The sequence below is a fragment of the Ochrobactrum sp. PL_is501 genome (genome assembly GCF_055816895.1).
Genome location: NZ_JBVPGR010000034.1, coordinates 129,249 through 153,115, shown reverse-complemented (window position 1 = coordinate 153,115; position 23,867 = coordinate 129,249). Strand labels below are relative to the sequence as shown.

General features: G+C 55.6%; 23 protein-coding genes and 1 tRNA gene. 11 read left to right on the top strand and 13 right to left on the bottom strand.

Translation table 11 applies throughout. From position 1 onward, the window contains the following. Window positions 1-758 precede the first annotated feature (758 nt). The 4 genes from minC to AC0TOF_RS10770 all read left to right on the top strand — a co-directional run bounded on the left by minC (window position 759) and on the right by AC0TOF_RS10770 (window position 2,933). Window positions 759-1,487 carry a septum site-determining protein MinC gene (gene minC, locus AC0TOF_RS10785; protein ID WP_473768228.1) on the top strand — a complete coding sequence of 243 codons (729 nt, stop codon included), beginning with the start codon at window positions 759-761 and terminating at the stop codon, window positions 1,485-1,487. Window positions 1,488-1,635: 148 nt separating this feature from the next. Next, complete coding sequence (gene minD, locus AC0TOF_RS10780) at window positions 1,636-2,451, top strand: septum site-determining protein MinD (RefSeq protein ID WP_122001119.1); 816 nt, start codon at window positions 1,636-1,638, stop codon at window positions 2,449-2,451. After that, window positions 2,448-2,717 (top strand): cell division topological specificity factor MinE, encoded by a 270-nt coding sequence (gene minE, locus AC0TOF_RS10775; protein WP_006468449.1) that lies wholly within the window; start codon window positions 2,448-2,450, stop codon window positions 2,715-2,717. The genes minD and minE overlap by 4 nt, the downstream gene beginning before the upstream one ends. Window positions 2,718-2,762: 45 nt before the next feature. Continuing rightward, a complete protein-coding gene (locus tag AC0TOF_RS10770) occupies window positions 2,763-2,933 on the top strand; it encodes a hypothetical protein (RefSeq protein WP_006468450.1) in 171 nt (56 codons plus the stop codon). A gap of 375 nt (window positions 2,934-3,308) precedes the next feature. Here the strand turns inward: AC0TOF_RS10770 and AC0TOF_RS10765 are convergent, their stop codons facing one another. Continuing rightward, on the bottom strand, window positions 3,309-4,217 hold the full coding sequence (locus AC0TOF_RS10765; protein ID WP_473768227.1) for a LysR family transcriptional regulator ArgP: 909 nt from the start codon (window positions 4,215-4,217) through the stop codon (window positions 3,309-3,311). Between the two features lie 95 nt (window positions 4,218-4,312). On the opposite strand from AC0TOF_RS10765, the gene AC0TOF_RS10760 reads away from it, so the two are divergent. Beyond that, on the top strand, window positions 4,313-4,921 hold the full coding sequence (locus tag AC0TOF_RS10760) for a LysE/ArgO family amino acid transporter (RefSeq protein ID WP_122001117.1): 609 nt from the start codon (window positions 4,313-4,315) through the stop codon (window positions 4,919-4,921). A 55-nt stretch (window positions 4,922-4,976) separates the two neighbouring features. On the opposite strand, the gene AC0TOF_RS10755 is transcribed toward AC0TOF_RS10760, so the two are convergent. Genes AC0TOF_RS10755 through AC0TOF_RS10735 form a run of 5 tightly spaced genes read right to left on the bottom strand, consistent with a single transcriptional unit; the run spans window position 4,977 to window position 9,801 of the window. Beyond that, on the bottom strand, window positions 4,977-5,717 hold the full coding sequence (locus AC0TOF_RS10755) for a 5-formyltetrahydrofolate cyclo-ligase (protein ID WP_473768226.1): 741 nt from the start codon (window positions 5,715-5,717) through the stop codon (window positions 4,977-4,979). 16 nt (window positions 5,718-5,733) lie between these two features. Then, window positions 5,734-7,305: an ABC transporter permease gene (locus tag AC0TOF_RS10750; protein ID WP_473768225.1), complete on the bottom strand. Its 1,572-nt coding sequence runs from the start codon at window positions 7,303-7,305 to the stop codon at window positions 5,734-5,736. Beyond that, complete coding sequence (locus AC0TOF_RS10745; protein ID WP_473768224.1) at window positions 7,298-8,065, bottom strand: ABC transporter ATP-binding protein; 768 nt, start codon at window positions 8,063-8,065, stop codon at window positions 7,298-7,300. Before AC0TOF_RS10745 ends, AC0TOF_RS10750 begins: the two co-directional genes overlap by 8 nt. Beyond that, window positions 8,065-9,036 (bottom strand): ABC transporter substrate-binding protein, encoded by a 972-nt coding sequence (locus tag AC0TOF_RS10740; protein WP_473768223.1) that lies wholly within the window; start codon window positions 9,034-9,036, stop codon window positions 8,065-8,067. Before AC0TOF_RS10740 ends, AC0TOF_RS10745 begins: the two co-directional genes overlap by 1 nt. A gap of 27 nt (window positions 9,037-9,063) precedes the next feature. Continuing rightward, window positions 9,064-9,801, bottom strand: coding sequence for a 5-formyltetrahydrofolate cyclo-ligase (locus AC0TOF_RS10735; protein WP_122001113.1), 738 nt, complete (start codon window positions 9,799-9,801; stop codon window positions 9,064-9,066). Between the two features lie 109 nt (window positions 9,802-9,910). Between AC0TOF_RS10735 and AC0TOF_RS10730 the strand changes: the two genes are divergently transcribed. Next, window positions 9,911-10,759 carry a MurR/RpiR family transcriptional regulator gene (locus AC0TOF_RS10730; protein ID WP_473768222.1) on the top strand — a complete coding sequence of 283 codons (849 nt, stop codon included), beginning with the start codon at window positions 9,911-9,913 and terminating at the stop codon, window positions 10,757-10,759. A 10-nt stretch (window positions 10,760-10,769) separates the two neighbouring features. On the opposite strand, the gene AC0TOF_RS10725 is transcribed toward AC0TOF_RS10730, so the two are convergent. The 5 genes from AC0TOF_RS10725 to AC0TOF_RS10705 all read right to left on the bottom strand — a co-directional run bounded on the left by AC0TOF_RS10725 (window position 10,770) and on the right by AC0TOF_RS10705 (window position 15,194). Continuing rightward, on the bottom strand, window positions 10,770-12,002 hold the full coding sequence (locus tag AC0TOF_RS10725; protein ID WP_473768221.1) for an FAD-dependent oxidoreductase: 1,233 nt from the start codon (window positions 12,000-12,002) through the stop codon (window positions 10,770-10,772). A gap of 121 nt (window positions 12,003-12,123) precedes the next feature. After that, on the bottom strand, window positions 12,124-13,005 hold the full coding sequence (locus tag AC0TOF_RS10720) for a DMT family transporter (protein WP_473768220.1): 882 nt from the start codon (window positions 13,003-13,005) through the stop codon (window positions 12,124-12,126). Between the two features lie 136 nt (window positions 13,006-13,141). Further along, window positions 13,142-14,161, bottom strand: a complete 1,020-nt coding sequence (locus AC0TOF_RS10715; RefSeq protein WP_473768219.1) for a TerC family protein — start codon at window positions 14,159-14,161, stop codon at window positions 13,142-13,144. A 295-nt stretch (window positions 14,162-14,456) separates the two neighbouring features. After that, window positions 14,457-14,530 (bottom strand) — tRNA-Gln (locus AC0TOF_RS10710). A gap of 361 nt (window positions 14,531-14,891) precedes the next feature. Continuing rightward, window positions 14,892-15,194 carry a DUF1127 domain-containing protein gene (locus AC0TOF_RS10705; protein ID WP_473768218.1) on the bottom strand — a complete coding sequence of 101 codons (303 nt, stop codon included), beginning with the start codon at window positions 15,192-15,194 and terminating at the stop codon, window positions 14,892-14,894. A 167-nt stretch (window positions 15,195-15,361) separates the two neighbouring features. Between AC0TOF_RS10705 and AC0TOF_RS10700 the strand changes: the two genes are divergently transcribed. From AC0TOF_RS10700 to AC0TOF_RS10690, 3 genes are all read left to right on the top strand, one after another. Further along, entirely contained in the window at window positions 15,362-16,318 is a 957-nt protein-coding gene (locus AC0TOF_RS10700; RefSeq protein WP_122001105.1) for a LysR substrate-binding domain-containing protein, read from the top strand. Window positions 16,319-16,386: 68 nt separating this feature from the next. Continuing rightward, complete coding sequence (xseA, locus tag AC0TOF_RS10695) at window positions 16,387-17,967, top strand: exodeoxyribonuclease VII large subunit (RefSeq protein WP_473768217.1); 1,581 nt, start codon at window positions 16,387-16,389, stop codon at window positions 17,965-17,967. A gap of 109 nt (window positions 17,968-18,076) precedes the next feature. Then, complete coding sequence (locus tag AC0TOF_RS10690; RefSeq protein ID WP_122001103.1) at window positions 18,077-18,826, top strand: L,D-transpeptidase; 750 nt, start codon at window positions 18,077-18,079, stop codon at window positions 18,824-18,826. A 62-nt stretch (window positions 18,827-18,888) separates the two neighbouring features. On the opposite strand, the gene AC0TOF_RS10685 is transcribed toward AC0TOF_RS10690, so the two are convergent. Next, window positions 18,889-20,262 carry a glutamate--cysteine ligase gene (locus tag AC0TOF_RS10685; protein WP_473768216.1) on the bottom strand — a complete coding sequence of 458 codons (1,374 nt, stop codon included), beginning with the start codon at window positions 20,260-20,262 and terminating at the stop codon, window positions 18,889-18,891. A 98-nt stretch (window positions 20,263-20,360) separates the two neighbouring features. Beyond that, window positions 20,361-21,107, bottom strand: a complete 747-nt coding sequence (locus AC0TOF_RS10680) for a 16S rRNA (uracil(1498)-N(3))-methyltransferase (RefSeq protein ID WP_473768215.1) — start codon at window positions 21,105-21,107, stop codon at window positions 20,361-20,363. A gap of 174 nt (window positions 21,108-21,281) precedes the next feature. On the opposite strand from AC0TOF_RS10680, the gene AC0TOF_RS10675 reads away from it, so the two are divergent. Together AC0TOF_RS10675 and AC0TOF_RS10670 are read left to right on the top strand one after the other, a co-directional pair. Continuing rightward, window positions 21,282-21,716, top strand: a complete 435-nt coding sequence (locus AC0TOF_RS10675; protein ID WP_122001100.1) for a MarR family transcriptional regulator — start codon at window positions 21,282-21,284, stop codon at window positions 21,714-21,716. Between the two features lie 52 nt (window positions 21,717-21,768). Further along, window positions 21,769-23,862, top strand: a complete 2,094-nt coding sequence (locus tag AC0TOF_RS10670; protein WP_473768214.1) for an FUSC family protein — start codon at window positions 21,769-21,771, stop codon at window positions 23,860-23,862. Window positions 23,863-23,867 lie beyond the last annotated feature (5 nt).

Sequence of the window (23,867 nt, the reverse complement as noted above, 5' to 3'; positions counted from 1 at the left end):
AGCGGAACCTTCCAAGATTTATTTCGTATTCGGGCATTTTCGGCAGAATTTGCCGATTGCAGCTGGAGTATTTTCAGCAAAAGTGCGAAGCGGCTTTGCGTTGGATAGTGCGCAGAGGCACCACTCTATAGCTGTGCTTGATGAAGCAAAAAGACGACCGGAAAACAGCAATTGTTCTATCGCTATATTCATCGTCACCGCGATGAAGGTTTCTTGACGGTATGGCGCGAATTTTGTGCTTGAGTTTGTTTATGAGGCCTCTGGCTGGAGGGCATGAAAATACCGATTTCCCATTCGACAGGCATAGAAAAATTGCAAATGGATTAGAGTATACTTTTAATTGGTGCGGCAGAAACTTGATTATTCTTGGTGATGCCTAAACTTATCTCCCCGCATCTCATAATAAAAACATATTATAAATTTGTAATACATTACGTAACGTCACATTTGATTGAAATTTAATTTTATATTTTCCGTTGCGTCTTCTGTGGAAGGGCGAAGAAACGGCAATTATCGGTCAAGATATCCGGCTATAATCAAGAGAAAGTTGAGTCGTTTCCCGGCTGGAAGCGATTTCGGCATTCCGTACGGGTACAATGTTGCGTTCTGTGCCTGGAGTGGATCGCTGATCCAATTGTTATGCTCTGAGTGTCAAAAAAGAGCCGACTGCCTTGGCTGTCGGGATCATTCAGGCTTCAGAAATTAACCATCTGTTAACCATTGCGCATATAGACCGGATAAACCGTTTTTTAACCAAGATGAATCAAGTGCTAACACAGTCTCGTCCAATCCGCTTGAAAGGGAGGTCCTTTCTGGCGCTGGTGCTCTCGCCTGAACTACCGCTCGACGGCTGGCTCGACAAGCTGGATGATTTGGCAGCACGTTCGGTGGGGTTTTTCCTGAACCGCCCGATTGTTCTCGATCTGGAGAATGTATCGATCGAGCGCCCGCAACTGGTTCAGCTGCTTGAGGATCTGGTGAGCCGTGGCGTGTGGATTACCGGCTTCGAAAATGCCAGGCCTTCTCTTTTGGGTCCCGGCATGCCGCCTGCGATGCGTGGGGGGCAACCAGCCGCCGATTTCGACCCGGAGATTGCGGAAACGAAACCGAGGGAACATGCACCGGTTGCGCCAGCATCGGTACAGCTCGTCAAGGCCGTGCCTTCCATGGTTGTGACCGAGCCGGTTCGATCCGGGCAGTCTGTCTATTTTCCTGACGGCGATGTGACGATTGTCGGTTCTGTTGCATCCGGTGCGGAAGTGGTGGCCGGCGGTTCGATCCACGTTTACGGAGCATTGCGCGGTCGTGCGATGGCCGGAACAGCCGGAAACGCCAATGCGCGCATTTTTTGCCGCAAGATGGAAGCCGAGCTTGTCGCTATCGACGGCCTCTACAAGACGGCCGAGGACATGGAGAGCAGATTGCGTGGACAGGCTGTCCAGCTCTGGCTCGACGGCGATTATATGATGGCGGAAACGCTGAGCTAGCATGCTCGCAAAAGGGCAAAACGCTGCGGGAAAGCGTATGTCCAACCAAATTGTCAGGCACGTTTGAGTGCCACAAAAGAAAAGCAGAGCATTTTCTATACCCGGTAACGGATGCTCTGGAGGCGCGCGGGAGATACAGGAGACAAATATGGCAAAAGTGATTGTTGTAACTTCCGGTAAGGGTGGCGTTGGCAAAACGACATCGACCGCTGCAATCGGCGCCGCGCTGGCGCAACGCGGCGAGAAAACTGTCGTTATCGACTTCGATGTCGGCCTGCGCAACCTCGACCTCGTCATGGGGGCGGAACGCCGTGTCGTGTTCGATCTGGTCAATGTCATTCAGGGCGATGCCAAGCTTCCACAGGCTTTGATTCGGGACAAACGCCTTGAGACGCTGTATCTGCTCCCGGCCTCCCAGACGCGCGACAAGGATAACCTGACCATTGACGGCGTTGACCGCGTCATGGAAGAGCTCAAGAAAGAGTTCGACTGGATCATTTGCGACAGCCCTGCCGGGATCGAGCGCGGAGCCACGCTTGCCATGCGCCATGCGGATATGGCGGTTGTCGTAACGAATCCTGAAGTGTCGTCGGTGCGTGACTCCGATCGCATTATCGGCTTGCTCGATGCCAAGACGCTCAAGGCCGAAAGCGGCGAACGTGTCGAAAAGCATCTTCTGCTGACCCGTTATGATCCGGTGCGCGCCGAACGCGGCGACATGCTGAAGGTTGATGACGTTCTCGAAATTCTGTCCATTCCGCTTCTCGGCATCATCCCGGAAAGCCAGGACGTTCTGCGGGCTTCCAATATTGGTTCACCCGTGACGCTTGCCGATCAGCGCAGTGCGCCTGCATTGGCTTATCTCGACGCAGCCCGCCGCCTTGCCGGTGAAGAAGTGCCGATGACTGTTCCATCCGAAAAGCGCGGCCTTCTGGGTAAACTTTTCGGAAGGAGAGCGGCATGAGCCTGTTTCGTTTTTTCAGCAAGCCTGCTTCCGCGCCACAAGCGCGCGAACGCTTGCAGGTTTTGCTCGCCCATGAAAGGGCGTCACACGAACATTCTGATCTGGTTGCGGTGTTGCGGGAGGAAATCCTCGCTGTCATCGCCAAACATATCCAGATTGATCGCGACAAGGTCAGCGTGAAAATGGACCGGGGCGACCAGATGTCGACGCTCGAAGTCGATATCGAACTTCCCTTGAAAACGAAAGCGAAGGTGCGGGCAGCCTGATTAACACCAATCTTGCGGATAGCCAGAAAGATGGAGGGAGAAACCATGAACCGCGGTGCACTTCTCACCAGATTGAAGGAGCTTCAGGAGCTTCCCAAGTTTCAGAAGCGGGATATCTGTAGCATCAGCGCCTTCTTGCAACTCGAGGCGCTGGCAGAACATGTCAGGGTCTGCGAAGAAGCGGCCGGCGTTGCACAAACCGGGCAGGATCATTGATCCTGCCTTTTTTGCGCACATTGCTGTCTCGAACATTCCGTCTCTGCGACTTCTGGAGGCAGGAAACGGGATTAACTGACCTTCACGGCACGGCAAAGAACATCTGCAAATAGCAGCCGAGGAAAACAAGGGCGATCAGCGCAGCGATGAGAAACAGGAGCTTCATCGTCTATGGATCGCTCAATCGCTGTTCACATTCAAGAAAACAGATAGTGATTGACCGTCAGGGGAGGAAAAACCTTACCCCGGCTATCCGTTTTTAGCATAGGCTTCGATCACATCGGAGCTATAGCTTTTTGTTTCCGTGCGTTTTTTTTGACGCGCATTTCGCGCCATCAGGATGCGCGCCAATAAATTTGGCAGAAGCGATCCGGTTTATTCCCGCGAAGGGGAGAGTTCCTGTCGCGCGGTCGACAAGACCATCTGTGTAAGATCTGCAAGCCTGTCTGCCGCGAGGCGGTTGACCTGCCAGAACAACGGAATATCCAGCGGCGTGTCCGGGATCAGCTCAACCAGCCGCCCGGACGTCAAATGTTGGTCCACCAATTGCACCGGATTCATCCCCCATCCCATGCCGGACAAGCTGGCATCGACGAAGGCCTGCGTCGATGGAAGCCAATGTGTGGGGCAAGCCATATCGGTTTTTAGGACGGTGCGTACCCATGCATCCTGTAGCCTGTCCTTCTGGTTGAATGTCAGTGCTGGAGCCTTGGCAATAGCGTCGCGGGTTATGCCCTCCGGAAAATGCCGTGCGATGAATTCAGGGGAGGCGGTAGCCCGATAGCGGAGCACGCCAAGCGGGGTGAGACGGCAGCCCTGAACGGGTTTGTGCAGGGCGGTGACGGCGGCAACCACACGCCCGCGCCGCAACCATTCGGCAGTATGATCCTGATCATCGACTGCTATGTTGAAAAGATAGTCCGATGCCGTGCTGAACTGCGAGATGGCTTTCAGAAACCACGTGCCCAGACTGTCGGCATTGGTCGCGATATGAAGCGTTACGCGCTGTGCGGCATTTTCGCTGCCGGACAGCCCTGGCAATTCCGTCAGAAGTTCGCGTTCGAGCATGCCCACCTGTTCGATATGACGACAGAGCCAGTCGCCCTTTTCCGTGGCTGCGCACGGAGAGCCTCGCTCAATGAGGACGACCCCAAGCCGCTCTTCGAGATGTTTGACGCGTTGCGAGATCGCGGAAGGGGTTACGTTCAAAGCCCGCGCCGCCTTCTCAAAGCTGCCTGTCTGAACTACCATCGCCACTGCTCTCAAGGCGGAATAGTCGATCATTAGTATCCCTTAATCAGAATTACAAAGTTTAACTATTCTAACTCCCTGACTTTCGGTATCCAAGTGCCTAACTTGCTCCCAGACGGCGACCATTTATGAATGCTTCAGTCTATGTCACCGGCCTCACCATGGGCCTTACCCTCATCGTTGCCATCGGTGCTCAAAACGCCTTTGTCCTGCGGCAAGGGCTACGCGATGAGCACGTGTTCGCTGTAAGCCTTGCTTGTGCCATATCGGATGCCATCCTGATCCTGATCGGTGTCACAAGCTTCCAGAAGATCGCTGCCGTCATGCCAACGCTTGATCCTGTCATGCGCTACGGCGGTGCGGCTTTCCTCATCTGGTACGGTGCGCGAAGCCTTCATTCTGCCTTTACGTCGTCTGCCGCGCTGGCGACGGCGAACGGGGCGTCCGTAAGCCTGACCAAGACGCTGGCGACCTGTCTCGCGCTGACATGGCTTAATCCGCACGTCTATCTGGATACGGTCGTTCTTCTGGGAACAATCTCCACGCAGTTTCCGGGTTTTGAAACGTCTTTCGCCGCGGGGGCTATCACCGCGTCCTTCGTGTTCTTCTTTTCGCTGGGTTTCGGTGCGCGCTGGCTGCGTCCAATTTTCGCCCGGCCTTCTTCGTGGCGTATTCTGGAAGGCGTTATCGCGGTTACGATGTGGTCTATTGCGTGGAAGCTCGTGATTGGTATGTAACGGGAAAGCCGGATGGGCAGACCCATCCGGCTTTCCAGGTTTCAGAGCATGATGCTTACAGTCCCATGGCCTTCAATTCCTGAAGTGGGGGGATTGTGTCGTACATGACGGGGTCGAGACGGTCCCAGATGATTCCACAGGTTGGCTTGTGCGGGTCCTTCACCTCAATGGTGCGGGTCGGCGTGAAAATCACGTCCGCCACCGTGTCGTAAACATCGGGCGTAAGCTTTTCGCTCAATACCTGACAGTCGTGAACGACAGCGGCTGCTGGTGTTGCAGCCGTGATGCGGCCAAGCTGGTATAGCATGCCCCATTCGGCATCGAAGAAGCCATGCCCCTTGCCGAAGCGGACGCCTTCAAGATTAATTGCGCCAGTGCCCGTGACCATGTAGTCCACCACAGGCATGGCCGAGATATCTTTCAGCGTGACCGGTTGTCCCACGCGCTCCATCCCGTCGAGCGTCGAGGCATAAAGATAGAGATCCGACGAAATCAGCTTCGGGTCGAGCACCCAGAAACCGCGCTTGATCGAATAAGTCGTTATCAGAACGGTCTTGCCGTCTTTCAACGCCTGCAGGCGGAGACGATCAAGGCAATTATCGGGCGTGATGAAAATGAAATCGGCATTCTGATAGTAATGATGGCTTGTGAGACGGGCCACCGCCTCCTCGCCGCCTTCGAAGTCCGCGATGAATTCCCCAAAGTCGAAATGGAAACGGCTATCTGGAACGGCGACCTTGCGCAGCTCGTTCCACACACGTTCGCGAACGGAAGCTTTGTGATCGGTGATTTCCATGGGGACTCCTTGCATTTCAGTTTGCCGGGTTCATGCCCCGGCGTGCGAGTACCTTGCGCTCGCAGAGGGCTACGATTTGATAGAAAAAAACGGACAACAGGACGGACACCACGGCAACGGCCCAGATCATGCCATAGTCAAGATATCCGCGAGACTGGTTGAGGAGGTTTCCAAGGCCCGTACCCGTTGCCAGCCATTCGGCGATCATGACGCCGAGCAGCGCGCGCGGCACGGCCAGGCGAATGGCGGCAAAGAGATAGGGCAGGGAAGCAGGCACGGATACCAGGCGAATTTGTTTCCAGACGCTCGCGCCGTATGCGCGGGGAACATCCAGCGCGGCACGCGGAACCAGTGCCATGCCTTGCGCCATGGTCACGAATGCGGGAAAGAATGTAACCGAAATGGTGATCCAGAGAATGACGGACGGCCCGCGTCCCAGCAGCAGGACGAGCAGGGGCGTCAGCGCGACGAGCGGCATTGTCTGCGTCACAAGGGCGATTGGCATGAAGCCGCGCACGATGGCGGGTCTGGCAACTGACGCCACGGCAAGGGCGAAGGCGAAGACAATGCCTGCGGCCATGCCGAGAAATGTGAGTGGTAAAGTTTGCGAAAGCGCTGTCAGCAATTTTGCCTGCGCGGGAGCCGCTGACGGGGCGAGGAACAGATAGTCGAACAGTCCCGCCGGTGTCTTGGCAATCATGGCCGGTGTTCCCATGCTGACCAGAAGCAGCCACCACAAGACGAACGGAAGCGCGATTGAACAGATGGTGAGGACAAAGTTCAGGCTGCGAGACCCGCGAGGTTCAAAGTTCGGAGCGCTCGACGGGACCGTGATAGCCTTGGTGCTGCCAGTCAGGATTTTAGCAAGAACGGAAAAGAGCGCATAGGCCAACCCGGCAAGCAAGGTGGCGCAGAGGCCGATACCCCAGAGTCTGGTCGGTTCAGCTCGCCCGAGCGAACCGATCAAATAGGCGCCGAGACCGAAACGACCACCGCCGCCGAACTCCGCCAGAATGGAGCCTAAAACAGCATTCGGAGCGGCAATGCGCAAACCCGCGAGGATCGACGGCAATGCAGATCGCAATTGCGCCAGGCGCAACACTTTCCATCGGTTGCCGCCATAGGCGCGGACGATGTCGATCATGCGGCGGTCTGTCTGGCTGATGCCGGTTACGGTGGCAGCCATTGTGATGAAATAACAACCGAGTGCCGCCAGCGTGATGCGCGGTGTCATTCCTGAAAAAGTCAGTACCAGAATGGGCGAGATCGCTATCGGCGGCAGCGCAAAGATCGCGATGTTGACGCCGCGCCCCAGTTTGGCGGCAGCGGGAAACAGAGCGAACAGGATACCTGCTGCAACGGCGATGAGATTGCCGATGATAAAGCCCGCACCCGCGCCCTGAAGTGTAGCTAGGAGATGGGCGGGATAGTCGGCACGGTCTATCCAGAGACGGGTCAAAATCGCGGAAGGCGCGGGCAGGGCGCCATCAGCGATCAGCGAAAAGCGGCCGCACAACTCCCATATCGCAAGAAGGATAATCCAGTTGCGCAAGGTCGAGAGATGGTTGGACGGCTTCACGTCAGCCATGCAAAGCCTCCGCGACGGCGTCCTCCAGCGCATGGAATTGCGGCGTGCTGAATATTTCGGGACTGCGTGGACGCTCCAGCGGAATATCGATGATCTGCGCGATGCGTCCGGGGCGGCTGTGCATCACCACGATCCGGTCGGCGAGAAAGACCGCTTCGTCTATCCCATGGGTGACAAGCAGCGTTGTCGCCTTGCTTTCAAGCCAAATGCGTTGAAGCTCGATGTTCATCTGGCGGCGCAATATCTGGTCGAGGGCACCGAAAGGCTCGTCCAGAAACAGGACGCGCGGATCGGTTACCAGAGAGCGGGCGATTGCAACGCGCTGGCGCATGCCGCCGGAAAGCTCGCCGGGAAGCGATTTTTCGAAGCCTTTCAGGCCGACAAGAGCGATCAGTTCGGCGATCCGTTCTGCCTTGGCAGAACGGGGCAGGCCGAGAACATCCAGCGGCAAAGCAATATTATCTTCGACGCTACGCCACGGCATGAGCGCCGCGTCCTGAAAAGCCACACCCGTCAGCCCGGCTTTTGCGGCCTCGATCGGGCTTTTGCCCATGACGGAAATCGAGCCTTTATCGGGCTGGTCGAGACCAAGCGCCAGACGCAGCATGGTGGACTTGCCGCATCCGGACGGCCCGATGAGTGCGGTAAGGGAACCGGTCGGGCATTCGAGTGAAACGTTGGAAAGCGCAGTTACATTCGTGCCGCGCCCCGAAAAGGAGCGCGTCACATCTTCAAGTTTGATCCCGGACATTTCAGGCATCAAATCTCTTCGAGAAGCGTTGTGTCGAAATGGTCGCGCTTGGCGGCGATGCCGATGGTACCGAGCGCCGTGATTGTTTTCTCAATGGCTTCCTCGCTCATGGAGAATATGCCGTCTGGCGTTTCGATCAGCGGCTTCTGCGCAGCGTTGAAATAGATTTCGTTTTCGATTGACCGCCCCGTTCCCTTGAACCAGCTGTCAGCAAATTTCGGCGGGTAGGCTGCCGGGTCCTTGAGGTTTTCAATCCAGCCCCTGCGGCTTGCGCGAAGGAACGAAACGATTTCCTTGCGCTTCGATTTCAGCGTCTCTTCCGTTACGACAACCGTATCGTTGAAGATCGTAAAGCCGAAATCATAGAGCAGGAAGGACACAGCCTCTTCTCCAGCCTGCTTGATGGTGAAGGGAACATTGGTCGTGAAGTCAAGCGAGGCATCGATTTCGCCTTTGATGAGCGGCGTCGGATCATATGCATAAGGAACGATGTTGACCTGAGAAGGCTCGATGCCGGAAATCTTCAGCATGGCTTCAACCGAGATGACGTTGACCGGCGGTACGGCGAGGGTCTTGCCGATCAGGTCCTTCGGCTCCTTGATCGGGTTCTTGGCGAGCGAAACAATGCCGATAGGGTTCTTTTGATACTGGGCGCCGATGATCTTGAAAGGTGCCCCCTGTTCAACGATGGCCTTGATTGTCGTATCAGGGGTGGTGAGGGTCAGGTCGGCCTTGCCCGCGATGATGGTGCTCTCGGGAATGACATCGGGGCCGCCGGAAATATAATTCAGGTCCAGGCCCTCTTCACGATAAAACCCCTTGTCAGCCGCAATGAAATAGCCGCTGAATTCGGCATCGTTTATCCAGGAAGCCTGAAAGCTGAATGGCGTATCCGCACGGGCAAAACGGCTCATCGCGGGCAAAGCGGCTGCGGCGCCCATCAGTCCAAGAAAACGGCGGCGATCCAGGGCAATATTCATTGAATCTTCCTTTTTGGTGCTGAATTGTCAGGCAATACCGCGCATCCGCGCAAGCTCACGCAGCGGCGGGATCGACTGGATCTCTTCCGCTGAAACGTCGTTCCAGCGGATGCCGCGGGGGCGACGGCGATTACGCGTTACTTCTATCAGGCGGCTGGGGGTAGCGATGAAATCGAGTGCGATATCTTTGTCGGAAACGTTGAGGCGCTCTTCCACGATCTGCACATCATGCACAGCTGCCACGATCGGGGATTGCTCGTCGGCAAGCCCCAGATCGGTGAACATGCCCCATTCCAGATCGAAGAATGCATGGCCCTTGCCAAAACGAACTCCGTCGATGGAAACAGCGGATGCGCCAGTCGCGATGACATCAAAACGACCGATATGGGTCAAGTCTTCAAGACTGACCGGCCGGCCGAAATGTTCCATTCCGTCAAGCCAGGCTGCGGCTTTCTCCAGCCCCGGGGGAACGGATCCCGGTTCCAGCAGGAGAAAGCCGCGCTGCATGCCGTAGGTCGGCATGATGAATGGTGTACCCGACATGATCAGGCGACGGCGCAACTCGATCATGGAATTATCCGGGGTAACAAAAACCAGATTGGCCTTTGCAAACCCTTCCAGCGCCAGCAATTGATCGGTAGCTGTCTCGACACCTTCAAAATCGGGAATGAATTCCGAAAATTTGAGGTGGAAGCGTGCATCGGGGCGTGCGACATCTTTCAGTCGCTCCCATATGCGCTGCCGGGTATTGCGGGAATACGCCATGGAGATTCCATGAATTTCAATGTTTCACTATCAATGAAACAAATGTTTCAGTATTGCAAGGGGCAATGATAAGCTTTTTTAGTGCATTAGAGATTCGGAATAAACGCACATGGCTTCACGTCTGGTACTGCGCATACAAGAGCGCTACGCAAAGCTCACGGCAGGAGAGCAGAAAATCGCGCAGCTTGTTCTTGAACGCGAGGACGATATTCTTATTCATTCCGCTACCGAAATCGCGGAGATGGCCGGTGTATCCAAGGCAACGACGGCTCGTTTCTTTCAGCATCTTGGTTATGCCGATTTCAATGAAGTAAAACTCCAGGCGCGTGAGGAGCGCAATCGCACCGAACCCTATGAATATTCGGCTGCAATTGATGAGGAAGTGCCGTTGGTGCGTACCATCAGCGCGCATCTCGATCTGGAGATCGCCAATATCACGCGAACCTTCGAGGCGCTGCGTTCCGACAAGATGCGCGAGGCTGCGGAAATGATCGCTGCCGCGCCGCGCGTCTGGGTGATCGGAATGGGCGATGAGGAAGGGTTCGCACGGTACGCGCGGCTTCTGTTTTCAAGGCTGCGGCACAGTGTGATGATTCTTGGCATCAATCAGGGTTCGTGGGCTGAAGATCTGGCCATGACCGGCCCGAAAGACGTGTTGTTGCTGATCACGCTGCCGCCGCATCGGGCTTTGCTGAAACAAATTCTCGAATATGCCGTTACCAGCCGGCTGAATATCGTGACTATTACGGACCGGGGATCGGTTTCGGAGGCGCAGCGTTATGCTCGTGTCGTCCTGCCGTGCCATGTGGACAGTTTTGCATTGGGGGCATCTTATACGGCAGTCAGCAGCGCCATTCGGCTTCTCGCATTGACCTACGCTTCGCTCGCAGGCAAATCGGCGCAACAGCGGCTGGAGATTGTTGCCGGAATTCACGACGAACTCGACGATATAGACTGAAATCTTCCGCTCACTTGTTGCGGACGTGCTCCGGGCGGAAGCCGACCCCAATCAGTCTGCCGGCGAGATGGGCCAGTATTGGCCAGCGGGCGAGATGACGCATGAAAGCGGGCGGTCCATCTTGTCTTGTGTCATTCGTTTCGCGTTTGCGGCGATCGCTGCGCATCATCAGCTGCAGCTTCTGCGTTGCCTTTGTTGGAAAGCGGCGTCGCGCCTCGACGGCTGCGAGGTGACGGGATAAGGCCACGTTGCCCTTGAGCGGTGCAGCCAGAATATTCGCTGCCGCAACGGCATCCTGAATGGCGAGATTAACTCCGAACCCGCCGATAGGCGACATGGCATGGGCGGCATCCCCGATGCATAAAAGTCCCGGTTTCCACCATTTCTTCAGCCGATCAATGCGTACACTCAACAAATGGACATCATCCCATGTACGTATTTCATCCATTCGGTCAGCGGGCAATGGGGACACTTTCGCTACCGCTTCCCTGAATGCCTCGAGCCCCTTTTGTTTTACCTCGGTGAAAGACTGTTTGCGGAGTACGTAACCGCATTGCCAGTAATCACCACGATCGATCATCACAAAACCTTGCCGGGGTCCACCATGCCCCATCGTATAGGGCGGGTCGTTGGCAAGATGAGACAATTTCATCCAGAGTATCTCGCTTGGCGAACCAAAGCTCTCGATCTCCATACCGGCTTTTGTGCGCACCACGGAGTTTCTGCCGTCGGCACCCACCACGAGCTGGGCGCTGATATTGATCGTTTCATCGGGCGTTGCCGCGACGAGACCGGTAACATTGCCGTCCCGTTCAATCAGTTCCACCACGCTGGCCGGCATGACGAGTTTGAAGTTGGGATATTTCGCAGCTTCACGTGCGATATAATCGAGAAACTCCCATTGCGGCATGAAAGCAATGAACCGGCATTGCGCCGGAATCTTCGAAAAATCCGCGATTGTTATGTCCTGACCACTGATTTCCGCGTTTAGCCGATGTGCCTTGGTATGGGGTAACGCAAGGAGCCCGTCCAGCAAATCGAGTTCATGCATGATCTGAAGAGTGGACGGGTGAATTGTGTCGCCGCGAAAATCCCGTAGAAAATCCGAATGCTTCTCAAGAACGATCACGTTCACGCCTGAGCGGGCAAGCAGAAGACCCAGCATCAAACCTGCTGGCCCACCGCCTGCAATCGCGCAGTCGGTTTTGATGTAAGTGATATGCGATGCGACTGTCTGCGTCATGTCATACCCGCCCGACCCTGCTTGCACTGTACAGAAGACATAAAAGGACCGGCACTCTCGGCAGGTCAAGCCAGAGCGCCGGGGCAAGGACGTTTTGGCCAATCAATTCGATAGGTTCCGCCTAAGCGAGCGTCGGCGGCTTGCTTTTACCAAGCTGCCGTTCGCGGAAGACCGAGAACAGTCCGGCGCTGACAACGATAATCGCTCCGACGATGATGTTCCATGACAACTGTTCGTCGAACACCGTGACCGCAATGCAGGCGCCGATAACCAGCTGCAGATAGGTGAGCGGCTGCACTTCTCCAGCCTCGAGAATGTCATAGGCGCGGATGAGGAAGTAGTGGCTCGCTATGCCGCAGGCGCACAGCGCTGCCATCCAGAACCAGTCGCTTCTGGCAATCGGCATGAGATAGAAGCTACCGACAAAGGTGAGAGCGACCGCGCCCGCCACGCCGGTATAGAAAAAGCTTGTCATGGCATCGTCACTTTTGCTGACGGCGCGCGTCGCGACAGCGTAGACGGCAAACATGACCATCGCCGCTACCGGCAATAGCAGGCTGGCATCGAATGTCGCGTTCACCGGATTGATAATCAGCAAAACGCCGATCAACCCCACGATGATTGCCGTCCATCGTCGCCAGCCGACCTTTTCACCGAGGAACGGTACGGAGAGCATCGTCACCAATAGCGGCGCACCCTGAAAGATCGATTGTGCCGTTGCCATGCCGGCGCGACTGAGGGCGAAGATGAATGTAACGATTTCAGCAGCAAGCAGAAGACCGCGGAAAAGCTGAAGGAGGGGGCGTTTCGTTGCCGCGGCCTTTGCAATGCCGCCGGAGCGAGCAGCAAGCAGAAGAACGAACACTGCAAAGACCCAATAGCGGATCATCGTTATCAGGATGGGCGAATAATGGGTGCCGAGGTATTTCGAGATACCATCCTGCGTCGCAAAAATGGTAACCGCGAGAAGCGTGAAGAGATAGCCTTGGCCTTTGCGTGTCATGGCGCACTCATATCGAGACAATCTCGCGCGTGCTACCCATAAATTCTCATATGCTTAGATAGTAATGGGGTCGGACTGTATAGACAGAAAGGCCGGCGGTTAACGCCAGCCTTTTCGTGGTTGAAACTGCTTTCGATCAGTTTTCGATGTGGTGCTGTTTGGCGAGGTCCTCGACGGTCATGTCAGGCTCGTTGCGGGTTTTATAAAGCGAGTAAAGTACACCGCTCGCGAGGATGGCGAGCGTCACGACAAGCGAAAGCAACGTGTTGATGTGAACACCCAGCGGCACGAGGAAAATCTTGATGCCGATCAGCACCAGAATGATGGCAAGCGAGACCTGCAGATAGCGGAACCGGTTCATTGCAGCCGCGAGTGCGAAATAAAGGGCGCGCAAGCCGAGAACGGCAAAGATGTTCGAAGTGTAGACGATGAACGTGTCCTGAGTGACAGCGAAGACGGCTGGCACTGAGTCGACTGCGAAGATGAGGTCAACTGTTTCCACCATGATCAGCGCAACTGCCAGTGGTGTCAGCCAGGTAACCATTTTGCCGGTCTTCGGATGCGGTTGCTTGACCGTGAATTTGCGGCCATGCAACTCACTGGTGATGTTGAAGCGACGACGCAGGAATCTGAAAACGGCGTTCTGTTCGATGTCGGGCGTCTCATCTTTGTGGCCGAACATCTTGAAGCCGGTGAAAACGAGGAACGCGCCGAAGAGGAAAAGAATCCAGTTGAACTCGTGCACAAGTGCGGCGCCCAGCCCGATCAGGATTGCCCTGAAGGCGATGACGCCAAGAATACCCCAGAACAAGACGCGATGCTGATAAAGGCGCGGGATGCCGAGAAAGCCGAAAATCGTTGCGATAACAAACATGTTGTCCATCGCGAGGCTCTGCTCGATCAGATAGCCGGTATAAAATTCCAGACCGGCTGCCGCTCCGCGCTGCCACCAGACCCAGCCGCCGAAGGCGAGTGCGATCAGAACATAGAAACCATAAAGCAGGAGGCTTTCCTTGGCTTCGATCTCGTGTTCGTCACGATGGAGAATGCCGAGATCGAAGACGAGCAAGCCGACGACCACAATGATAAATGCCGCCCAAAAATATACAGGTGTGCCGAGAAAATCGCCCGAAAGGGCTACAATAAGCGAATCCATCGCCGGACCATCTCCATTTGAACAAGTGGAGCAGCCCCGACATCGCCATAGCGGTAGCCATGACCAGAGGGGCCCGGCGCTGCATTTCTTCAAATGTGCATGGATCTGGCAAGTTCAAGAGCAGAACGATATTTTTTGTAATGTTCGGTCTGATAGGTGTCTCCGAGAACCAAAAATCCGGCTCGCGATATACGAGTACCGAAGCTGATTGCTATCGGCTGATCAATTCAAAAATCGGGAAGAATGGCCGCGGACGGATTATCCGCTGTTTTGGAAATTATGCAGGAAAATCAAATGGCTGGGGGACCTGGATTCGAACCAAGACTAACGGAGTCAGAGTCCGCTGTTCTACCCTTAAACTATCCCCCAGCAGGGATTCGCAAATGCCTTCCGATTGGAGGCTTGCAAGCGTGATTGAAGCGTTCGCTCGTTCACGACGGCCTCCATCTAGCGAACTCAAACACCGAACGCAATACTTTTCTTCGAAAAAAATCACAGCGATTTCAGTTATCCCGCAATCGCTGATTTTAAGTGGTCGGGTTGGCGCGGAATGTCATGCGAATGAACTGTTTCCCGGAAACCAGCCCATAAAAAAAGCCCGGCCAGCGGAGGAGCGGCCGGGCAAGAAGGCAGGCTGGCCGAGAGGGGACCCGGCATGTGAAGGTGGCGCCTGCCAGATGTTCGCTCTGCGAGTTCAGAGAGTTGGCCTCTGACTGCAGGAAGATGCCTTTCAGCAGATATGGCGTGTTGCCTTGATCCGCAGCCGTGCATCCGCGAGCTCGCCCAGAATGTGGGTCGGATCTTCCGCCCCGCGATAATGGACCGCCGTGTAAATATCCTCACGGCGAAGCCCGATATCGCGCAGCATATGATCGTCAAAGTCGCTTAGATTCAGCACTTGCCGTCGACCGTGGGAAAACGTCCAGCGACGCACGATCGACATAAACACGGCTTTCACCATCTGCGTGAGCGTGGAAGTCGGTGCGCTCGCTGCCGGTAAGTGTGTGGTCGTCATCTTGCTTGTCGCTGTCATGTCCGCTCTCCTTTGATTTAGCGGGGTCTATGTAATCCTTATCGCCAGGGTCATTCGCTTTCGCGGCTCCTTTTCCTCTACGATGGCGGCTTTATCCAACAATCGAATTGATTGTTCCAACGAATGTTTTTAATGTCATTCTTCAATAATAATGATGGATGACGCCAATGAGTACACCTCTGGATCTCGATCAGTTGCAGACTTTCATCGCCATTGCGGATATGGGCAGTTTTACGCGTGCCGCAGATGCTGTTTTCAAGACGCAATCCGCCGTGTCCATGCAGATGCGGCGGCTGGAAGAGCGTATCGGCAAGCCTTTGTTCGAGCGTGACGGAAGGACCAATCGTCTCACGGAAGAAGGCGAGCGGCTTTTGCTCTATGCGCGTCGCATGATGCAGCTCAATGGCGAGACTATCGCCGCATTTGACGATACCCAGCTGGAAGGTCACGTGCGGATCGGGACGCCAGACGATTATGCCGATCGGTTTCTCCCTGAAATCATGGCGCGGTTTGCGAGATCAAATCCTCGCGTCGAATTGTCGGTCGTGTGCGAGCCAACCGTCAATCTCGATGAAATGATTCGTCGCGGAACACTGGATATTGCCCTTGTCACCCAATGCGATGACAAACGTCGTTCGGAAGTTGTCCGAACTGAGCCGTTGCTATGGGTGACATCTGCCAACCACGCAGTGCATGAAGAAGCTGTGCTGCCGCTTGCTGTCGGACGGCCAACCTGCATCTGGCGTCATGCCGCGATCGATGTGCTGGAAGCAGCCAGACGCGATTATCGCATCATCATCACGAGCTGGTCTGCGACGGTCCTCGCGGCCGCAGTTCTTTCGGGACTTGCAATCTCCGTGCTGCCGGAATGTGCGCTGCGCCCCGGTATGCGTGTGCTTGGTGAAGCTGACGGGTTTGGAATGTTGCCGGAATTCGGCATCGGCATCATGCGCGGCCATGCAAAACAAAACGCTGTTGTAGATGCACTTGCGCAGCATATCATCGAAAGTCTAGACAATATATCGTCACCGCAACCCGGCGCGATGGCTTCGGCGGAAATTTCGCCGTTTCCGGCGGTTCGTACGAGGAGGGTGCGAGCCAATGAATTGCTGCCGGGCTGGTGATGACGCAGTAAATCGCCGCATGGCTTCTTGACCGGCCATGCTCTCTGGTTGCCAATGATGGGATGAGCATGGCTTCCGATTCGAGTTTTACCGGCGCATCGTCCAATGTGGCCGAGTATAGCGTTTCCGAGATTTCCGGCGCGTTGAAGCGCACGGTAGAGGATACGTTCGGGCATGTGCGCGTACGCGGCGAAATTTCCGGCTATCGTGGCCCGCATTCGTCGGGACATGCCTATTTCGCGTTGAAAGATGATCGTTCGCGGCTCGAAGCGGTGATCTGGCGCGGTTCGATGAGCCGCCTGCGTTTCCGACCCGAAGAAGGGATGGAGGTGATTGCCACTGGCAAGCTCACCACTTATCCGGGCTCTTCAAAATATCAGATCGTCATCGAACAGATGGAGCCTGCCGGCGCCGGAGCGCTGATGGCGCTACTGGAAGAGCGTAAACGGCGGCTGGCATCGGAAGGCATGTTCGATCCCGCCGTCAAGCAGCTTCTGCCGTTTATGCCCCGTGTGATCGGGGTCGTGACTTCACCAACCGGGGCAGTCATTCGCGACATTATTCACCGGATTTCAGACCGCTATCCACTGCATGTCATCGTCTGGCCCGTGCGTGTGCAGGGCGAGACGAGCGGGCCGGAAGTAGCCGCCGCTGTGGATGGTTTCAACGCTTTGCCCGAAGACGGGGACATTCCGAGGCCGGATGTGCTGATCGTGGCGCGCGGCGGTGGCAGTCTGGAAGACCTGTGGGGCTTCAATGACGAGATTGTGGTGCGCGCTGTTGCTGCATCGCATATACCGGTGATCTCGGCGGTCGGTCACGAAACCGACTGGACTTTGATAGACCTTGCGGCGGATGTTCGTGCCCCCACGCCGACAGGCGCTGCGGAAATGGCGGTTCCTGTAAAGGCGGACCTCGTCGCAGCATTGGCTGGCCAATCCGCGCGGCTCTCGTCGGCGATGTCCCGCTTTATCGATCTGAAGCGGCAAATGCATCGTTCAGCGGCGCGTTCTCTTCCGTCAGCAGACCAACTGTTGGCTTTGCCGCGTCGCCGCTTCGATGAAGCGGCTTCGCGTCTTACGCGGGCACTGTTCGTCAATACGCAAAAGAAGCGTGTTCACTTTGAAGGCCATGCGCGACAATTATCGCCGCGCCTTCTGCAACGCCGGTTCACGGAACTGGAACGCCAGATTTCCGTTCTTGAACAACGATTGCCCCGTGCGCTTAAGAAATTCCTGCGCGAACGGCGAACTGCTTTCTCACATCGGGCAAGTCGTCTTTCGGCTGAGCCGATACTGCGACGCACGAAGCTTGCGACCCTCTCGATAGAGCAGCTGGATCGTCGTCGCGACCAGGCCGTGCGGCTTCTCATTGAAAGAGCCAAACGGCGCGGTCAGGAGTTGGAACGTCTTATGCGCACGCTTTCTTATGAAAGCGTTCTCGATCGCGGCTTCGCGGTTGTCTTCGATACAGAAGGGAAACCGGTAAAGCAGGCTGCATCAGTATCGGCTGGTGATGCATTGTCCGTTCGGTTTCGCGATGGTGACGTGGCGGTCGTTGCGGGCCACGAAGAAAATGAACCTACGAAGTCTCCACAAAGCAAAAGGACGCCATCGCCGGGGTCTGGAAATCAGGGATCGTTATTTTAGCAACAGTCAGTCGCGGTGTTTTCCGATTTCTGCCGAGATTGCCTGGCCTTAAGGCTGACTTAAGCTTGAACTCCTTTTTTCGCGCATCTGCCATTATTAGGGATTCAGGATGCCGCGTAAAAACTCCCAAGACAATCTTGCACATGGCTTTGCGAAGGCTGCTTTCAGCCGTCGTGGCTTTCTTATCGGTGCCAGCGCCATTGCGTTGTCGGGCTGTGTTTCGACGGTGCCGCAGCCATCACAGCCGGTGAAAAAACTGCCTCAACCCGCACCTTCGCGACCCGTGCCGCTGATGTACCAGGCATTGCCGGAAGAACAATTCCCAATTCCTGCGGTCGACACGAGCAAGGTCGATCCCAAGTTCTGGCGGCAGGAGGTCAACTATCCGACAGACGAAGTAAAAGGCACGGTCATCGTCGATACGCCGAACAAATATCTTTATCATGTGCTCGGCAACGGGCGAGCCATGCGATACGGTATCGGCGTTGGGCGTGATGGTTTTGCGTGGGCGGGACGCGCAAAAATTGCCTATAAGCGGCAATGGCCGCGGTGGACACCCCCGGACGAGATGGTCGCCCGCCAGCCATCGCTGGAGCCCTACAGCATTGCCAATGGTGGAATGCCCCCCGGGATCAAGAACCCGCTTGGCGCAAGAGCGATGTATATTCACAAGGACGGGCGGGATACGCTTTACCGCATTCATGGATCGCCGGAAGCCTGGAGCATCGGCAAGGCTGTATCGTCAGGATGTATACGCATGCTCAATCAGGATGTGATCGATCTTTATAATAATGTGCGCGATGGCAGCACGATTGTCGTGATACCCGATCCAACGAAGGGCCAGCAGGTTACGAGCTGATTAAAACACAAAGGGCGCGAATTTCGCGCCCTTTGTGCTCGATGTGCTTTGCGGCTCAAGGCTCAATAGGCATATTCCAGGAAGATCGGATCGACCGAACCAGCCCAGACGCTGTTATATGCTTTCAGCATACGCTCGGCATCAGTCACCCCGGCAGCGACAATTTCTTCCAGCGGGGCAAGGAAGTGAGTTTCGTCATGGCCTTCACTGTTGAGCTTGTTGCGGTTCAAAAGGCCCAGACGGGAGATTTTTAAGGTCTCGCGGGCGATCTGTTCCAGCGGTTTGCCACGGAAGGTTGTGTTCAATGCCTTGGCTGGAACTTCGTTGCGAAGTGCAAGCACTTCTTCATACGTCCAGTCCTTAGTCAAAAGCTCGGCGGCTGTCAGGGCTTCTTCGTCATAGAGCAAACCCACCCAATAGGCTGGAAGGGCGCAAATGCGGCGCCATGGGCCGCCGTCGGCTCCGCGCATCTCCAGGAACCGCTTCAGGCGAACCTCGGGGAAAAGCGTTGAAAGGTGATTGGTCCAGTCGCCCATGTTGGGAACCGGATCGCTGACTTCACCTTTCAATGCGCCGTTCATGAACTGGCGGAATGTAACATGCGTACAGTCATGATAATGGCCGTCGCGCAGGATGAAATACATCGGCACATCGAGAGCCCAATCGACATAATCGGCAAAACCGAAGTTTTCCGAGAAGACGAAAGGCAGAACGCCCGAGCGCTGGTTGTCCGTGTCGCGCCAGATGTTCGAGCGCCACGACAGGAGACGGTTCGGCTTGCCTTCGGTGAAAGGCGAACTCGCAAAAAGCGCGGTGGCCACCGATTGCAGCTTCATCGAAACCTGCATCTTGCGGCGCATGTCACGTTCTGAACTGAAGTCGAGATTTACCTGAATGGTCGAAGTGCGATACATCATGTCCAGACCTTCATGCCCGACTTTGGGCATGTAGTTGGTCATGATCTTGTAGCGGGATTTCGGCATGGCAGGCGTTTCAGCCCGGGTCCATTTGGGACTGCCGCCGACTCCCAGAAAACGGATGCCCAAAGGTTCGGCGATTTCGCGAACCTGAGACAGATGCGCGTTGACTTCACGGCATGTCTGGTGAATTGTCGAAAGCGGCGCGCCGGAAAGCTCGAACTGACCGCCGGGTTCCAGAGAGATCGCGCCCTGTCCAGTGGGTTCTACAAGCCCGATGATATTGCCTTCATCGATAATCGGTTCCCAGCCAAGCGTGGCCTGCATGCCTTCAAGTATGGCCTTGATGCCGCGCGGTCCCTCATAGGGCACAGGGCTGTTATCGACCGTATAGAAGGGAAATTTCTCGTGTTCGGTTCCTATGCGCCAGGCATCCTTGGGCTTGCACCCGCCAGCCAGATAGGTTGCCAGTTGTTCAACGCCCGTCAGTGCCGTTTCGTCCGTCGTATCGCGCGCCATGCAGTCTGTCCCTAGTCGTTTTTTCGCTTTTCAGCGTGATTGGACAAAATTGTCAAATCGCGCAAGTCAATTCCATTGAACATCAAATTTCGAGAACGTCATCCTGCATGGGACCAGTCCCCCAGCACAGTTTGTACTAAAGCCAGTGCCGCAACGGCAGCCGTATCGGCTCGCAGGATTCGTGGGCCGAGCGGAATGGGTGTCACGAATGGGAGTGTTCGAAGTGTTTGACGTTCGTCTTCTGAAAAACCGCCTTCCGGACCGATCAGCACCGCTGCAGGGCCTGCTGTCATCTTCTGCAGGATAGCCAGCGGATCGTCCGATTCGTGGCCTTCGTCGCAAAAGATCAAATGACGGGATTTGTCCCACTGCTCGATAAAGCGGTCGAAGCGGATGGCTTCGCGACATTCAGGCAGGGAAAGAACGCCACATTGTTCCGCAGCTTCTATCGCATTGGCTCTGACGCGGTCAGTTCCCAGTTTCGGTACCTGCGTGTGCTGCGTAATGACTGGTTGCAGCACGCCTGCGCCCATCTCCACCGCTTTTTGCACCATATAGTCCAGCCGCCCCTGCTTCAGCGGGGCGAAGCAATAGATCAGGTCGCTTGCAGAAGGCTGCGGGCGCGTTTGTTCGAAGGGCTCGAGAAAAAGCCGTTTTTTACCCTCCGGTCTCAGTCTTGATTTCCACTCGCCGTCGCGCCCGTTGAAAGCGAGAATTTCATCGCCATCCTTCAATCGCAGGACATGGGTAAGATAATGTCCGGCCTGTGAGGCGACCTCAATCTGGCTGCCAGATTCAAGATCGTTTTCAACGTATAGTCTCTGCATTTTGTAATTTGCGCGCATGTCAGCATCGATGGCAGAGGGCAGGGGCAGAGGTCAAGCGCTATGGCGACGCATCAAGAGGCAATTGATTGTCATTCCTACACAAACAATTGATGGGAAATATCATGCCTGTTGCATTTAAATAGATTGTATCCATATAGATATGAAGCTATCTATTTGAATGGAATTGATGTGATGAAACAAGCGTGGGTCGAATTCGCACCGCTTCTTGCAAGCGCCGCCAGAGGTTGGCGAAAAGCTTTTGATGCGGCGATGGCGGAACATGGTCTTTCCGACGCGAAAGCCATACCGCTGATGATCCTGCTGCGGCACGGAGATCGTATTCCCCAAGGTGTGCTGGCCGAACGGGTTGGCATAGAGGGGCCAACGATAGTTCGGGTTGTGGATGAGCTGGAAAAGGATGGCCTGATCCAGCGCATCGCCGACGACGCTGATCGTCGCATCAAGCTCATTCAACTGACAGAGGACGGTCGCGCCCTTGCCAGCAAGGTGGAAAAATCTGCTGCCCGTCTTCGCGCTCATTTCCTCGGCGGTTTCGATTCCGATGCGGTCGATGTCGCCATGGAAGTACTGCGCAAGCTGAATGAGAAGTTTCAACAGTCTTTCTGATCGGCCTTCCGACCGGAGAGATGCAATGCATTCAACCGGTGTTCCACAAGCTATGACGAAGCCAGCCGAAACAACCCCGAAGTTCTGGGACGTAGTCTTTTCATTGAAGACTTTCGCTGCGGCCATGCTTGCCCTGTGGATCGGGTTGATGGCCAACTTGCCCAATCCCTATTGGTCGATTGCGGCGGTTTATATCGTTGCGCATCCGCTGTCAGGGGCGACTACGTCAAAGGGCTTCTATCGTCTGATCGGTACGATAATCGGCGGGGCTGTAACCGTCCTGTTCGTGCCGCATCTGGTCAATTCCCCTGAAATTCTGACATTGGCCATCGGTCTTTGGATGGGGCTATGTCTCGCGATCAGCCTGCTTGACGGCACACCGCGCAGCTATCTCTTCATGCTGGCCGGTTATACGGTGGCAATCGCAAGTTTCGCGGTTGTATCGGTGCCTGAAACGACGTTCGATTATGCGGTCGGCCGTGTCGAAGAGATCGCAATCGGCATTATTTGCGCCGCTGTCGTGAATCGTCTCGTTTTCCCGCGTCATAGCGGTCCGGTGCTGGTCAATCGTATTGATAACTGGTTGCGTGACGGCTCCAAACTTGCGCTGGCAAGCATGCGGGGTGAAGGCGCGACACCCGAATTTCTTCGGGATCGTCAGCGTCTTGCGGCCGATGCGCTGGAATTGCGTAGTTTGACCACGCATGTCGCCTATGACACGTCGTCGATCAGGAATGTCGGGGCTTTGCTGCAGGTGTTGCAGCAGCGCATGGTGGCTGTTCTTCCGATCATATCGAGCTTGCACGATGTACTGGCACTGAAACCCGGTGAGAACGAAAAATCCTGGCATCCGGCTGTGCAAAAGCTGTTGGACGAGGCCTGTGACTGGATCGAAAGTGGCGAAAACCTGACTGACGAACGTCGGGCCGTTCTGTTGCAATTAATCGAAGAGATTGACCGGCATGGAAAGGACGCGACGAGCTGGGGTGAATTGCTGCCTTTCAATGTGGCTGCGCGGGTTCGCGATCTGGTTCAGATATGGAGCGATTGCATCACGCTGCGCCAGGACATCGTGTCAGGTTCCAGACATTCGCTGCGCTGGCGCCGTTATGATGCTCATCTGAAAGGCCGCCCAATGCATCGGGACTACGGCATGGCGCTTCTCTCCGGCTTTTCGGCTTTTCTGGCAACTTGCGTGGCAACCGCCTTCTGGATTGCGACCGGTTGGTCTCAGGGAAGCGCGGCAGCCATGATGGCGGGCATCTTTTGCTGCATTTTTGCAACCATGGATGATCCGGTGCCAGTGATGCGCAAGTTCAACTGGCTGCTCCTGATTGTGATCGTTGCCGCTTTCGTTTTCGAATTCGCGTTGCTGCCACTGGTGGATGGTTTCTTTCCCTTGGTGCTGGTGCTGGGATTGTTTCTCATTCCAGCGGGCTTGCTGCTCGCCATTCCCTCGCAATTCCTGCTCGGCATGGTGCTCTGTGTGAACTTGCCCAACATGCTCATGCTACAGGGGCATCTGACACATGATTTCGTCAGTTTTGCCAATGCCAATCTCGCAACGGTGCTAGGTATCGTAATAGCGGCCGTCGTGACATCGATCGTGCGTTCTGTTGGTGCAGAATGGAGCGTCCGCCGCCTCATAAAGGCCGGTTGGAACGATATAGCGCTCGTTGCCGAGCGCCGTCCGGGGCGTCATCGCCGACAGCGCATGAATCGCCTCTTGCTTCGCATGATCGACCGCATTGGCATGATGACCCCACGGCTGGCATTGGTTCCGGCGGCGGATGTGGCGAAGGTCGATCTGTTGCGGGATTTGAGGAACGGTATGAACACGATCGATCTTCAGCAATATCGTTCCAAATTGCCGGAAAACTGTCGCTCGGCAGTGGATGAGGTTTTGGATGGAGTGGGCGCTCATTACCGGGCTTTGGCGAACAAGCCGCGGCAAGCAGCCGAAATTGATCGAAATCTGCTGATCTCCATTGATGCGGCAATAGCGGCCATTATCGGGAGTGGATCGCCAGCGATTGCCAAGCGCACGCGAATGGCGCTGGTGGCACTTCGCTTCAATCTTTTCCCGAAGGCACCGCCTTTCGTATTGCCGCCGCTACCGCTGGCCCAATTCTCGCAAGCAGCCTGAAAGAA

Bases quoted from the DNA above. Each gene is read 5' to 3' on its own strand.
- minC (WP_473768228.1), top strand. From the start codon at position 759: ATGAATCAAGTGCTAACACAGTCTCGTCCAATCCGCTTGAAAGGGAGG.
- minD (WP_122001119.1), top strand. From the start codon at position 1,636: ATGGCAAAAGTGATTGTTGTAACTTCCGGTAAGGGTGGCGTTGGCAAA.
- minE (WP_006468449.1), top strand. From the start codon at position 2,448: ATGAGCCTGTTTCGTTTTTTCAGCAAGCCTGCTTCCGCGCCACAAGCG.
- AC0TOF_RS10770 (WP_006468450.1), top strand. From the start codon at position 2,763: ATGAACCGCGGTGCACTTCTCACCAGATTGAAGGAGCTTCAGGAGCTT.
- AC0TOF_RS10765 (WP_473768227.1), bottom strand. From the start codon at position 4,217: ATGATCGACTATTCCGCCTTGAGAGCAGTGGCGATGGTAGTTCAGACA.
- AC0TOF_RS10760 (WP_122001117.1), top strand. From the start codon at position 4,313: ATGAATGCTTCAGTCTATGTCACCGGCCTCACCATGGGCCTTACCCTC.
- AC0TOF_RS10755 (WP_473768226.1), bottom strand. From the start codon at position 5,717: ATGGAAATCACCGATCACAAAGCTTCCGTTCGCGAACGTGTGTGGAAC.
- AC0TOF_RS10750 (WP_473768225.1), bottom strand. From the start codon at position 7,305: ATGGCTGACGTGAAGCCGTCCAACCATCTCTCGACCTTGCGCAACTGG.
- AC0TOF_RS10745 (WP_473768224.1), bottom strand. From the start codon at position 8,065: ATGCCTGAAATGTCCGGGATCAAACTTGAAGATGTGACGCGCTCCTTT.
- AC0TOF_RS10740 (WP_473768223.1), bottom strand. From the start codon at position 9,036: ATGAATATTGCCCTGGATCGCCGCCGTTTTCTTGGACTGATGGGCGCC.
- AC0TOF_RS10735 (WP_122001113.1), bottom strand. From the start codon at position 9,801: ATGGCGTATTCCCGCAATACCCGGCAGCGCATATGGGAGCGACTGAAA.
- AC0TOF_RS10730 (WP_473768222.1), top strand. From the start codon at position 9,911: ATGGCTTCACGTCTGGTACTGCGCATACAAGAGCGCTACGCAAAGCTC.
- AC0TOF_RS10725 (WP_473768221.1), bottom strand. From the start codon at position 12,002: ATGACGCAGACAGTCGCATCGCATATCACTTACATCAAAACCGACTGC.
- AC0TOF_RS10720 (WP_473768220.1), bottom strand. From the start codon at position 13,005: ATGACACGCAAAGGCCAAGGCTATCTCTTCACGCTTCTCGCGGTTACC.
- AC0TOF_RS10715 (WP_473768219.1), bottom strand. From the start codon at position 14,161: ATGGATTCGCTTATTGTAGCCCTTTCGGGCGATTTTCTCGGCACACCT.
- AC0TOF_RS10705 (WP_473768218.1), bottom strand. From the start codon at position 15,194: ATGACAGCGACAAGCAAGATGACGACCACACACTTACCGGCAGCGAGC.
- AC0TOF_RS10700 (WP_122001105.1), top strand. From the start codon at position 15,362: ATGAGTACACCTCTGGATCTCGATCAGTTGCAGACTTTCATCGCCATT.
- xseA (WP_473768217.1), top strand. From the start codon at position 16,387: ATGGCTTCCGATTCGAGTTTTACCGGCGCATCGTCCAATGTGGCCGAG.
- AC0TOF_RS10690 (WP_122001103.1), top strand. From the start codon at position 18,077: ATGCCGCGTAAAAACTCCCAAGACAATCTTGCACATGGCTTTGCGAAG.
- AC0TOF_RS10685 (WP_473768216.1), bottom strand. From the start codon at position 20,262: ATGGCGCGCGATACGACGGACGAAACGGCACTGACGGGCGTTGAACAA.
- AC0TOF_RS10680 (WP_473768215.1), bottom strand. From the start codon at position 21,107: ATGCGCGCAAATTACAAAATGCAGAGACTATACGTTGAAAACGATCTT.
- AC0TOF_RS10675 (WP_122001100.1), top strand. From the start codon at position 21,282: ATGAAACAAGCGTGGGTCGAATTCGCACCGCTTCTTGCAAGCGCCGCC.
- AC0TOF_RS10670 (WP_473768214.1), top strand. From the start codon at position 21,769: ATGACGAAGCCAGCCGAAACAACCCCGAAGTTCTGGGACGTAGTCTTT.